The sequence below is a fragment of the Mesorhizobium sp. WSM4846 genome (assembly GCF_055811415.1).
On sequence record NZ_JBVVPZ010000001.1, the window covers coordinates 95,573 to 107,927 of the forward strand.

A 12,355-nucleotide genomic window follows, 5' to 3' on the forward strand; every position below is an offset into this window, starting at 1 on the left:
CGCCCCCCCCGCCCCCCCCCCGGCGGGCCGCCCCCCCCCCCCCCCCCCCCCCCCCCCCCCCCCCCGCCCCCCCGCCGCCCCCCCCCCCGGGCGGGGGGGGGGGCGCCCCCCCCCCCCCCCCCCCCCCCCCCCCCCCCCCCCCCCCCCCACCGCCCGGGGGCGAGCCACTGGTCTCGCCCCGTCCTCCGGACCCCACAAGGGGAGAAGGGAGCGTCGGCGCGTCTCACGCATTCCACAAGCCCTTCTTCTTCAACTCCTCGATCTCGCGCATCGCGCGGTCGCGCAGGCGGGTGTCGCGGATCATCTTGGTCACCGCTGCGTCGTCGGACCTGTCGGAATAGCGGAACTCCGAATCGGCGTAGCGGTTGACCTCCTGCATGACCATGTCCATCGAGAACGGGCCGCGCAGTTCCTCGATCATCGCCTTCTTGTCGTCGTAGCTCTTGTGCATGAAGACTTCAGGCTTCTCGAACCATTCGTCCGGCAGCTCGATGTCCATGGCGCGCATCTTGATCGCATCGGTGACGTTCTTGATGGCGCGGCCAGTGAAGCGCGGCTCGGCCTCCTTGATCATGTGCAGATAGGTGCCGATGTCGGCCATCGACTTCGGCGCGCCGTTCTCCTTCATGTAGCGCTCATAGACCTTCATCAGCCCGTCTTCCCTGGGCTTCTCGTGCTCTTCATAGGCCTCCATCACCGCGCGCTGGATTTCTTGGGCGGCGTAGAGCTTGTGGTCGCCGAGCGGGATCTTGTGGTTTTTCCCCGCGAGCAGCACGAAGATGTCGATATAGTCGTCGCGCGTTTGTGGTCCATCGACCAGCCAGCGGGCGCCGGCGCGCTGGCGCAGCGCATCGTCGACGTTTTCGGGATAGTTGGAGAACATGCCGAAGGAGCAGTTGCCGCGCACCACCGTGGCCGCACCCCCGAATGCGTCCATCAGGACGCCGGTGATTTCCTGCTGGCCGGCCGAGGCGCGATCGTCGGAGCGGCGGGCCGCCACTTGGTCGATATCGTCGATGGTGCCGAAGCCGATGACGCGCGGGTTCAGCACATTGTTGATGAACTGGCGGCAGCTCTGGCCCGACTTGCCCTGGTAGGAGGAGATCTGGTCGACGCCGAAATTCTCGTAGGCGAAGGGATAGCCGGCGACCTGGCAGTAGCCGTTGACGAGACCGGCGATCATCTGGATCAGCGTCGTCTTGCCGGTGCCGGGCGCGCCGTCGCCGATGAAGGTGAACAGGAAGCCGCCGAGCTCGACGAACGGGTTCAGCTCGCGCTCGAAATCGTATGCCATCAGCATCTTGGCGAGCTTGACCGACTGGTATTTGGCGATGTGGTTGCCGACGACCTCTTCCGGCTTCTTGAAGGTCATCACCAGCGGCTTCGACCGCTTGCCCGGCGCGACGTCGAAGCCGTCGAGGGTGAAGTCGTCGACGTCGATGCGGACATGCGCATTCTCAAACGGACCGATGCCGTCGAAGCGGCCCTTTCGCGCCAAAAGCCCGTCGATGACGACACGGGCGAATGCGCGCGCCCGGGTCATAAGCTCGGCGTCGTCCTTCGCGCCTGCTATCGCCCTGTCGAGGCCGGCCACGATCGATTTCACCGCGTCCTGCGGCGTGTCGAACAAAAAGTCCGGCTCGGGCGTGTCGTTCGGCGCCTCGCCGTCGCTGTCGATCAGCTGGAACAGATAGGAGGCGAGGCTGAAGGCCGAAATATAGGCCGAGGCCGACAGCAGCTTCTTGAAGGCGGCGGCCTCGTCGCCTTCGAGCGGCGCGCGGGCGTTTTTCCCCTTCAGGCTCTCGAGATCTGAGCCTTCGGCGAAGACATCGGCGATGGCCAGCGCGATCGCCAGCCCACGCCGGGTGCGATAAAGCAGCATGTGCTGTGCAATGCTCAGCAGCTGGTCGTCGGGATGGACGGCGGCGACGGTCTTGGAAAGCTCGACCTCGCGCGTGCGGCGCACCGAGCCGACCGAGACGGTCGAGACGAAGCGGCGGTTGGTGCCGGCCAGTGCGGTACCGGATTCCCGCGACGGGTCCTCCAGCACGACGATGCGGGTGATGAAGCTCTGCGCGGTGGCGCGGTGCTTTTCGATTGCCGCTTCCGAAATCGTGGTCAGGCCGGTGTCCATGAAGGATGCTCCGCGGTTTGACTGTCAGACGTCACTGATGACCTGTCCGTTGGACAGGATGTGGACCTTGTAGCCGGAAAAGATCTTCTGCGCCTCGCCGGCGGCGTAGAGCGCCTGATAGGCCTCATGCGGGATCAGCGCGTGCTTCTCGTAGCTCGACACGCCTTGTCGCGCCGCCTCCAGATCGTCGGTGTCGATGAAGAATTCCTGCGTCGCCTTCTCGCTCGAAAACAACCCCTTGCGGCCTGGCTTTTCGGATTTCGAATAAACCTCCTGGATGGTCCAGGTCAGCAGCCAGGCGTTTTCCGGCTTGCGCACCTTGTCCAGAATGTCGGTCACCGTCGAATTGTTGTCGGTGATCCCGGCCGAATAGAAAGGCCCGAGCACGACGCGGCGCAACTGCTTGGGGTGGAGTTGCTCGAAATCCTTGTCGAGGTTGACCGCGATCGTAGCCGGCGACAGCGTATAGGCGGAGTTCTTCTCGGTGAAGTCGTCGAAGCGGTGGGCAAGCTCGGGATTGAGCAGTCCTTCAACCGGAAGCGGAATGTCGACCTTTTCGTTGAGCTTGCCATTGCGGTCGACAAGCTGCCCGATCATCTCTTCGGAGGAATCCTCGACCGTCACCATGTAGACGAGCGGCAGGTTGGCGCTGCCGTCGAAGGCTGCCCAATGGGCGAGGTAGTAAGGCCGCCTGGTCTTCGGATTGACCGAGACTTTTGCCGTCTGCGCCAAGGTGAACGGCCCGAAGGTCGTCTCGCTCCTGACGCCTTCCAGATAAAGCCGCTCGGCCATCGACTTCTGCAGCGCCTCGGGGAATTCCTTGTGGCGCAGGATGAAGTCGGCCATTTCCTCGCGCAACTCGTCGGCCAGCGGTATGTTGGCGAGACGCGTATCGGCCTGGCGGCGGTCGTTTTCCAGTTCGAGCACGTTCTGGAAGACCGGAAAGCCGCTTTCGGCGCGCGAGATGCGGAATGTCTCCATGAAGCCCAGCCGGTTGCGCCAGCAGGAAAACGAGTTGTCGAGCCGCGCAATGTATTCGGCGACGATCTTGGCGACGATGCCGTGCCGGTAGAGCGGCGAGCGATCGTCGCGCATGAACACTTCGAGGCCGCTGAGTGCCGCGGTGATCGCCGAGAAATAACGCGTTGCCGCTTCGTTTTCGGGGGTCATGCAGCCAGCCCTTGGAGCGAGTGCAGCAATTACGATTGCACGTAGTTTGCCGCATTGTGCTTTTTCAGCACGTCGTCGAAGCGGCGGGCAAAGGCATCGTCGGCCAGCTTCTTGCGGCGCTGGATGTCGGCGGTCGCCACCATGTTCTTCTCGTGCATTTCGAGGAGATCGCCAATGTGCTTCTGCGAGGCCGCGCCGATGCCGGCCATGGTTTCCTCGGCGGTGTTGTCGACCTGGCTGCCCAACGTGTTGATCTTGTGGGCGACGTCCTGCTGGGCGGCGGTCTTCAGCGAATCTTCCAGGGCCTTGTAGAGCACGATGCGCTGCTCGGTATCGATGGTCAGCTTGTTGATCAGCGTCGACTGCGCCGCGATCTGGTTGTTGAGCGAATCGACGAAGGTCTGGAACATCGAGGTGTAGCGCTCCAGCGTCTGGCTTTCGGCCAGCAGTTCCTGCTCCTTGGCCTGCTTCTCGTTGTACTCGGTGGCCAGTTTCGAACGCTCGCCCTCAAGCTCGGTGCGCTCCTTCTGGCTGGTCGAGGCGGCGATCTTGTTCTCGATGTCGAGCAGCATCGGATTGAGCTCCTCGATGCGCTTCTGCACTGTCTCGAGATTCGACATGGTCGCCTTGCGACGCTCGATCACCTGCGACAGGCTGGCCTCGGAGGTCTTGTAACGCTGGTCGAGGATCTGCTTCTGCGCCTTGAGGATGCCGACGATGGTGTCGGATTTCGCCAGAAGCTCCTGCAGATTGCCGGCCAGCGACATGTTGCGGACGCGGTCGGTGCGCATGCGCTGCTTGCTCTGGTCGGAAAATATGCCGACGAAGCTTTCCCAGCCGGTGTAGTTCTTCATGCTCTCGAATTCGGCGCCGAAGACGTTTGTGGCGTCCTCCAGCCCGATGATCAGGTCGGCGATGTTGCCTTCCATCACCTTCTGCTGCTTCAGCACATCCTCGATGCGGGCGTTCTCGAGGTCGAAATTGGCGTCGCCGATCTTCTTGTCGGTCCTGGCGAGCGTGTCGAGCACGGCGCCGGACTGCTCGATCTTGGTGCGCATGTCCTGCACGACCTGATTGGTCTTGGCAATTTCGGCATCGAAATTCTGCAATGTCGCCATAGGAGCCTCCCGCTTCGGCAATTGTTCGTGTCGCGAACGCCGCGAATATATGTATGGCAAGGGGGGAAGGAAAGGCGGAAGATGCCGCGATACCTCAAACAAAACCCGACCCCATCGGCCTGCCTTCCACCGCTGGTGATTGGCGAAAAGCCGAAGCCGCACCCGATCTCCCCCGCAAGGGCCCGCAAGGGGGGAGATCGGCAGCGTCGCCGACGGCGCTGCTCAGGCCTTGGTGAAGCCGATGAAATCGTCGGGCGCGGCGCGGCCCATTTCCTCTTCCCAATGGCGGCGGCAGAGCGAGACATAAACATCCTTGCCGATCGCCACCTGTTCGCCCTGTCTCGCCACCTTGCCGTCCGCGCCGAGGCGCACGACCATCGTCGCCTTGCGGCCGCAGCGGCAGATGGTGCGCACCTCGCGCAGATCGTCTGCTATCGCCAGGAGCGCGCGCGAGCCGGAAAACAGCTTGCCCTGGAAATCCGTGCGCAGGCCGTAGCACATCACCGGGATGTCCAGCCGGTCGGCGATGCGGGCAAGCTGCCACGCCTGCTCCTCTTCGAGGAACTGCGCCTCGTCGACGAAGACGCAATGCACGGTCGTGTGGTCGTGATGCTCGGCGACCCTGGCGAACAGGTCGTCGCCGTCGCGGAACATCTCAGCCTCAGTCTCCAGGCCGATGCGCGACGAGATCAGCCCGGTGTCGCCCTTGCGGTAGTGGCCGGCGACGAACAGCATCGTCGTCATGCCGCGCTCGCGGTAATTGTAGGAGGCCTGCAGCAGCATCGTCGTCTTGCCGGCATTCATCGTCGCATAGTGGAAGTACAGCTTGGCCATGCCGCCCTTTTAAGCCGAGTTGTCCCAACGCGGGGAGGGGGCGTCCCGACGTTCCACCGGAAAAGCGCCTGGCCACCGGAAAAGCGGCGAATCTGTCGCTGGTCGGCCAGCCCGCGCCGTTGATCGCGATTGTCTTATCGCTTGAAACCGCACCAGAATGGTGTTTGGCTGACGAAACAAGGCGGAGACAAAACCGCAATTTCGCTTCGCCGACAGATCACAATGGGAGAATACAGATGTCGCGTATGAAACTACTCGCCGCCGGCCTTGGTCTGGCGGCATTTCTTTCGGCGAGCGGCGCACTCGCCGCCGAGCCGGAAAGCTGCAAGCCGGTGCGTTTTGCCGATGTCGGCTGGACCGACATCACCGCCACCACCGCTACCGCCAGCGTCATCCTCGAAGCGCTCGGCTACGAGCCCGACGTGCAGGTGCTGTCGGTTCCGGTCACCTACACCTCGCTGAAGAACAAGGACGTCGACGTCTTCCTTGGCAATTGGATGCCGACCATGGAAGCCGACATAAAACCCTATCTCGAAGACAAGTCGGTCGAGACGGTCGTGACCAACCTGGAAGGCGCGAAATATACGCTCGCCGTTCCACAGCACACCTATGATGCCGGTCTGAAGGATTTCGCCGATATCGCCAAATTCAAGGACAAGCTCGACGGCAAGATTTACGGCATCGAAGCCGGCAATGACGGCAACCGCCTGATCCTCGACATGATCGCCGCCGACAAGTTCGGCCTGAAGGATTTCGAGCTTGTCGAAAGCTCCGAGGCCGGCATGCTGTCGGCGGTGCAGAAAGCGGCCGCATCGGGCGAGGACGTGGTCTTCCTCGGCTGGGAGCCGCATCCGATGAACGCCAACATCAAGATGGCCTATCTGTCGGGTGGCGACGAGGTGTTCGGCCCGAATTTCGGCGGCGCAACCGTCGCCACCAATGTCCGGGCCGGCTACACCACCGAATGCCCGAACGTCGGCGCGCTGCTCAAGAACATGGTGTTCTCGCTCAAGATGGAAAACGAGATCATGGGTGCGATCCTCAATGACGGTGCCGACCCGAAAGCCGCGGCCACCGAATGGCTCAAGGCCAATCCGGACGCGATGACGCCATGGCTCGCCGGCGTGACGACCTTCGACGGCGGCGACGCCGCGGCCGCGGTGAAAACCGCACTGGGTTCGTAGCAAACTTACACCTCCCCCGTGTGGGGAGGTTCGGCGCGGCACGCGCCGCGGTTGGGATGGTTCGGAACGGAGCATAACCGTGACCATCCCACCCGGCTCGGCTGCGCGGTTCGGCCCACCCCGTCAGGGGAGAGGTGAAGAAGAATGAGGGGACATTTGCCATGGATCCGGTTTCGCAACTGATTTCGAGCTTCAAGATCCCGATCGGGCGGTGGGGCAAGACCTTCTTCGACTTTCTGACCACCAATTTCGAGTGGTTTTTCGACAGTATCGCCGACGGGCTCACCGTCGTTCTCGACGGGCTCGTCGATCTTTTGCTGCTCGTCCCCCCGGTCCTCCTGGTCGCTGCCATAGCCGGGCTTGCCTGGTACCTGCAGAAATCATGGAAGCTGGCGCTTGCTGTCGCGCTCGGCCTGCTCTTCATCGTCAACCAGGATCTCTGGCAGGAAACCGTCGAGACGCTGGTGTTGGTCGTGGGCGCCGCTGCGGCCTCGATGGCCATCGGCGTGCCGATCGGCATCTGGGCGGCGCATAACGAGCGCGGCTACCGCTATCTTCAGCCGGTCCTCGACCTGATGCAGACCATGCCGACCTTCGTCTACCTGATCCCGGTGCTCATTCTCTTCGGCCTCGGCATCGCACCCGGCCTCATCGTCACCGTCATCTTCGCCGCTCCCGCGCCGATCCGCCTGACGCATCTCGGCATCACCTCGGTGCCGAAACCGATGATCGAGGCCGGCGAAGCCTTCGGCGCGACAAAACGCCAGCTGCTGTGGAAAGTCGAGCTGCCGGCGGCGCTGCCGACCATCATGGCGGGGCTGACGCAGTGCATCATGCTTTGCCTCTCCATGGTCGTGATCGCTGCGCTCATCGGCGCCAACGGCCTCGGCAAGCCGGTGGTGCGTGCGCTGAACTCGGTCAACATCCCGCTCGGCCTCGAAGCCGGCCTCGCCATCGTCGTGCTCGCCATCATCCTCGACCGCATCAGCCGCATCGGCACGGGAGCCGCCAAATGAGCGCTGCGGTCGATTTCAAGAATGTCGACATCGTCTTCGGCGCGGCGCGCAAGGAAGCGCTGGCGCTCGTCGACAGGGGCGCGACGCGTCAGGAAATTTTGGAGAAGACCGGCGCCGTGCTCGGCTGCGCCGGTGCCAATCTGACCGTCAACGAGGGCGAGATTTCCGTCCTGATGGGCCTCTCCGGCTCCGGCAAATCGACGCTGCTGCGCGCCGTCAACCTGCTCAACGTGCCGGCGCGCGGCAACGTCATGGTCAAGGACGGCGACCGCATGGTCGATGTCGCAACCTGCGACGCCGCCACGCTGCGCCACATCCGACAGACGCGGGTCGCCATGGTGTTTCAGCAGTTCGGCCTTCTGCCCTGGCGCACCGTCGCGGAAAATGTCGGCTTCGGCCTCGAGCTTTCCGGCGTGCCCGAAGCCGAGCGCAAGGCGCGCGTCGAGCGCCAGTTGAAGCTCGTCGGCCTCGACCAGTGGGCGTCGAAATACGCCCACGAGCTTTCCGGCGGCATGCAGCAGCGCGTCGGGCTGGCGCGCGCGTTTGCCACCGAAGCGCCGATCCTGCTGATGGACGAGCCGTTCTCGGCGCTCGACCCGCTGATCCGGACCAAGCTGCAGGACGAATTGCTGCAGCTTCAGGCCGAGCTGAAGAAGACCATCGTCTTCGTCAGCCACGATCTCGAGGAGGCGCTGAAGATCGGCAGCCACATCACCATCATGGAAGGCGGGCGCATCGTGCAGACCGGCGCGCCGGAAGACATCGTGCTGCGCCCCGCCAACGACTATGTCCGCGACTTCATCGCCAATGTGAACCCGCTCTCGGTGCTGACCGCCTGGAACGTGATGCGCGACCGCCGTGATCTCGACCACGGCGAGGACGGCTGGGTGTGGCTCGACCGCCGCAAGACGACGCGTTTCAAGATCGACGAGCACGGGCTGGTGGCAGCGGCCGAGCGCGACGGCAAGCCGGCGTTCTGGGTGTCGTGCGCCGATGTCGAGGCGCAGCCGGAGGAGACGACGCAGGTATTCTGGGCCAATCCCGGCACCTCGCTGAAGACGGTGATGCTGGCCATGCACCGCTCGCAGACCGCACCGGTGGCGCTGTTCGACGAGCAGTCGCGCTTCGTCGGCGCCATCGGCATCAGGGATGTGTTGTCGGCGGTGTTGCGGCGGTAGCTATTTCTAAACGAAACGGCCCGTATCGTTTCTTCGCGGTCTCTGCGCGGCTTAGCGGCGGTCCCACATAAGGCATGGACTTGTGAACGGCGGCGCCCCGCCAGGAAGGCGGTTTGCGGGCGGTTCAAAATGGACGGTTGCTTTCGTTCATGTCAGAATAAAAGCGAAATTCTTGCGCGCAGTTGCCGGTTCCGATGCCTGAGATCGTCACCAAACCCCGCACCAAGACGAAGCCGAAGATCGAACGGCCGAAGCTCTACAAGGTCATCCTCCTCAATGACGATTTCACGCCGCGCGAGTTCGTGGTGACGGTGCTCAAGGGCGAGTTCAAGCTGAGCGAGGACCAGGCTCGGCGGGTGATGATCACCGCGCACCAGCGCGGCGTCTGCGTCGTCGCCGTCTTCACCAGGGACGTCGCCGAGACCAAGGCGACACGGGCGACCGATGCCGGCAAGGCCAAGGGCTACCCGCTGATGTTCACGACGGAACCGGAGGAGTAGTGCCGGCTTCCCCTCCTCCCCTTGCTGCGGGAGAAGGTGGATTGGCGCGCAGCGCCAAGACGGTTGAGGGTACTGGACGGAGTGCGGTGATTGACAACTGCTCATCGCCGAGGCACGTTCGCAGCGCTGCGTAGGGCGCATCGGTGTAACGTCGAAAGGGCAATGCCCGCCCATACTGTACCACAGTTGCGCCCATGCCGAATCTCGAAAACCTCAAAAAGCAGGCCAAACAATATTTGCGGTGGCACCGCGAACGGTACTATCCGGTCGCAGCCGAGATCAGGGCTGCGTTGCCACGCTTCCAGCATCTCGATGACAATCAGGTACTGGACGCAAATTTCAAGCTCGGCGACGCGCAGGAACTGATCGCGCGTCAATCGGGGTTCGAGGGATGGCAGGCGCTCAAGACAGGAGCCCCAGCCATGACAGATCAGAAAAAACAGACCGTGCCTGCACCCGTTCTGAGTTCAACCTCAGCGCAGTTGTTCGTCACCGACATCAATGCGTCGTTCGAATTCTTCACCACCAAGCTCGGCTTCGGAGTCGACTTTGTTTACGGCGACCCGGCATTTTACGGCCAGGTGACACGTGACAATGCGCAACTCGCGCTGAGGTTGGTTTGCGAACCTGTGTTCGTTGGCGATATACGGCAACGTGAACACCTGCTCTCCGCCGGGATCACAGTCGATACTGCAGACGAGATTAAACAACTCTTTCTGAATTTTCAGGCCGCAGGGGTGCCCTTTCACCAAGTCCTCAGGAAAGAACCCTGGGGTGCCAGAAACTTCATTGTTATGGATCCAGACGGAAATCTCATTTTGTTTGCTGGCCCGGGCGACTGAGCCGTCTGCGTCGTCGCCGTCTTCACCAGGGACGTCGTCGAGACCAAGGCGACTCGGGCGACCGATGCCGGCAAGGCCAAGGGCTACCCGCTGATGTTCACGACGGAACCGGAGGAGTAGCGCGCCCGCTTCCCCTTCTCCCCCCTGTGGGAGAAGGTGGATTGGCGCGCAGCGCCAAGACGGTTGAGGGGTGCTGGACGGAGCCGTCGCTGCCAAGCTGGAACACCCCTCATCCGACCGAGCTTCGCTCGGCCACCTTCTCCCACAAGGGGAGAAGGAAAGTCGGCGTCGCTACCGCCCCTCGCGGTACCACATCGAGCCCAATGCCAGCAGCAGCAGGCCGAGGCCGAGGAACCCGCCGAACAGTGGCACGCGCGAGACGGCCTTCAGCACGCTGTCGTCGGTGGTGCGCAGGCCGATCCAGTCGTTGCCGGCCGCCGCGCCCGTGGAGCGGACCGGGACGACCGACGGCAGCGTCACGCCGCTTGTGAGATTGCCAAGGGTGGACGATTGCGCCAGCCGGCGCACGCTGCCGCCGGTGGCCTCGGCCGGGGCTCTCAGCCGGTTCTCGGTGGAGACGACGTCGGTGAATTCCGGTGCGTTGACCGGGCCGACATGGGCAAGCGCTTTCAGGTCGCCATTGCCGACCTGATAGAGGCCGATCTCGCTGGTCTCGATGCTGCCGAGGAAGACGCCGGGTTCGGCTCTCTCGAGCTTGACGGTCATCGCCTTGCCGGACGGGGTGATGATCTGCGCCGGGCCGGGATCGTCGCTCATCGTCTGGCGGCGGATTTCCAGCATCATGCCGCGGCCGTCGGCAGTCAGCCGCTCCTCCTCGAGTTCGGGCTCCTTCATCAGCCAGTGGGCGATGCGGCGATAGAGCTGGACATGCGGGCCGCCGCCCTCGAAGCCGCGCGCCCACAACCAGCCCTGGTCGGACAAAAACATGCCGACGCGGCCTTCACCCTTGCGGTCGAGCAGCAGCAGCGGACGGTTGTCGGCGCCCTTCATTACCGCCTCGCCCCCGGGGTTCTCGACGCCGATGGTGCGGAACCAGCGGCTCCAGTGCGGCGGCTCGGTGGCGGAGCCGTCAAGCCCGCGCGTCACCGGATGGCGCTGGCCGAGCTCGGTGAGGCGCGGATAAAAGGCCTTTTCGACGACTTCGCCGGTCGGCATCGCCGGCAGCGCCGACATCAAAGGCGTGCGGGCGATGGAACTTTCGCCGGCATATTCGGGTCCTGCCGCGATCAGCAGCGCGCCGCCCTTTTCAACATATTCGGCGATGTAGTCGTAATAGAGGACCGGCAGCACGTCGCGGTGCTGGTAGCGGTCGAAGATGATCAGGTCGAAATCCTTGATCTTCTCGACGAACAGTTCGCGCGTCGGGAAGGCGATCAGCGACAATTCGTTGATCGGCGTGCCGTCCTGCTTTTCCGGCGGCCGCAGAATGGTGAAGTGGACAAGATCGACCGAGGCGTCGGATTTCAGAAGGTTGCGCCAGGTGCGTTCGCCGGCATGCGGTTCGCCGGAGACCAGCAGCACGCGCAAATTCTCGCGGATGCCGTCGATCAGCGCGATGGCGCGGTTGTTGGTGTCGGTGAGTTCGTCGGGCTCGGGATCGATGGCGAGTTCGACGATGTTGCGGCCGGCGCCGGGAATGGTCACCTGCAGCGGCATGGCCTGGCCGATGGTGGCGCGCTCGACCGAGACCTGCTCGCCATTGACCGAGACGCGCACATCGACCGAGCCCGCCTCGTTGTTGGTGCCGATGACGCGATAGGTCATTTCGAGCGGCTTGCCGACCAGACCGAAGCGCGGCGCATTCTCGAAGCGGATGCGGCGATCCTTTTCCTGGTCGTTGCCGGTGATCAGCGCGTGCAGCGGGGCGTTGAAGTCGGGCGTTCCGCCTGGGGCGTCATGCACCTCGCCGTCGGTGATCATGATGGCGCCGCCGATACGCGAAGGCGGCACGTCGCGGAAAGCGCTCTCAAGTGCCCCGAAAAGCCGCGTTTCGGTGCGCTCCTCGGCGGCTTCCGACTTGCCGGCCTCGACGACGCGGACGTCGAACTGCTTGAAGCGGCCGAGGCGCTGCTGAAGCCCGGCCAGCGCCTCGTCGGTCTGCCTGGTGCGCTCGCCAATGTCCTGGCTCTGGCTGCGGTCGACGACGACGGCGACGACGCTTTTCAGCGCCTCGCGCTCTTCGTCGAGCAACACCGGGTTGAGCAGGGCAGCAGTCAGCGCCAGCAGGGCGGCAAAACGGAAGACCGCGCCGCGCTGGCGGAACCACAGGCCGACCAATGCCAGCAGCAACAGCGGCGCCAGCACCAGGCCGAGCAGCGGCCAGGAGATGAGCGGTTCGAAGGCGAGCGACAAGTTCAT

General features: G+C 63.7%; 10 protein-coding genes and 1 pseudogene. 6 read left to right on the plus strand and 5 right to left on the minus strand.

Annotation, left to right across the window (positions count from 1 at the left end; translation table 11 throughout):
* Positions 1–223 precede the first annotated feature (223 nt).
* From AC0L15_RS00495 to AC0L15_RS00510, 4 genes are all read right to left on the minus strand, one after another.
* Positions 224–2,134 carry an AAA family ATPase gene (locus AC0L15_RS00495; RefSeq protein ID WP_287246343.1) on the minus strand — a complete coding sequence of 637 codons (1,911 nt, stop codon included), beginning with the start codon at positions 2,132–2,134 and terminating at the stop codon, positions 224–226.
* Positions 2,135–2,158: 24 nt separating this feature from the next.
* On the minus strand, positions 2,159–3,304 hold the full coding sequence (locus tag AC0L15_RS00500) for a hypothetical protein (RefSeq protein WP_287246344.1): 1,146 nt from the start codon (positions 3,302–3,304) through the stop codon (positions 2,159–2,161).
* Between the two features lie 29 nt (positions 3,305–3,333).
* The gene (locus AC0L15_RS00505; protein WP_287068528.1) at positions 3,334–4,422 is read right to left on the minus strand and encodes a hypothetical protein; all 1,089 of its coding nucleotides are present in this window, start codon (positions 4,420–4,422) and stop codon (positions 3,334–3,336) included.
* A gap of 222 nt (positions 4,423–4,644) precedes the next feature.
* Positions 4,645–5,256: a thymidine kinase gene (locus AC0L15_RS00510; RefSeq protein ID WP_023799958.1), complete on the minus strand. Its 612-nt coding sequence runs from the start codon at positions 5,254–5,256 to the stop codon at positions 4,645–4,647.
* A gap of 236 nt (positions 5,257–5,492) precedes the next feature.
* On the opposite strand from AC0L15_RS00510, the gene AC0L15_RS00515 reads away from it, so the two are divergent.
* The 6 genes and pseudogenes from AC0L15_RS00515 to clpS (AC0L15_RS00540) all read left to right on the plus strand — a co-directional run.
* Positions 5,493–6,440: a choline ABC transporter substrate-binding protein gene (locus AC0L15_RS00515; RefSeq protein WP_287233213.1), complete on the plus strand. Its 948-nt coding sequence runs from the start codon at positions 5,493–5,495 to the stop codon at positions 6,438–6,440.
* A 161-nt stretch (positions 6,441–6,601) separates the two neighbouring features.
* A complete protein-coding gene (gene choW, locus AC0L15_RS00520) occupies positions 6,602–7,456 on the plus strand; it encodes a choline ABC transporter permease subunit (protein WP_023799956.1) in 855 nt (284 codons plus the stop codon).
* Positions 7,453–8,634, plus strand: a complete 1,182-nt coding sequence (gene choV, locus AC0L15_RS00525) for a choline ABC transporter ATP-binding protein (protein ID WP_287246346.1) — start codon at positions 7,453–7,455, stop codon at positions 8,632–8,634. Before choW ends, choV begins: the two co-directional genes overlap by 4 nt.
* A 194-nt stretch (positions 8,635–8,828) precedes the next feature.
* Positions 8,829–9,134: an ATP-dependent Clp protease adapter ClpS gene (clpS, locus tag AC0L15_RS00530; protein WP_023799954.1), complete on the plus strand. Its 306-nt coding sequence runs from the start codon at positions 8,829–8,831 to the stop codon at positions 9,132–9,134.
* 194 nt (positions 9,135–9,328) lie between these two features.
* Entirely contained in the window at positions 9,329–9,976 is a 648-nt protein-coding gene (locus tag AC0L15_RS00535) for a VOC family protein (RefSeq protein WP_287246347.1), read from the plus strand.
* 3 nt (positions 9,977–9,979) lie between these two features.
* Positions 9,980–10,096: pseudogene (gene clpS / locus AC0L15_RS00540) on the plus strand (ATP-dependent Clp protease adaptor ClpS); the annotation flags it as partial.
* Positions 10,097–10,267: 171 nt separating this feature from the next.
* Here clpS (AC0L15_RS00540) and AC0L15_RS00545 read toward each other — a convergent pair.
* Entirely contained in the window at positions 10,268–12,355 is a 2,088-nt protein-coding gene (locus AC0L15_RS00545; protein ID WP_287246348.1) for a hypothetical protein, read from the minus strand.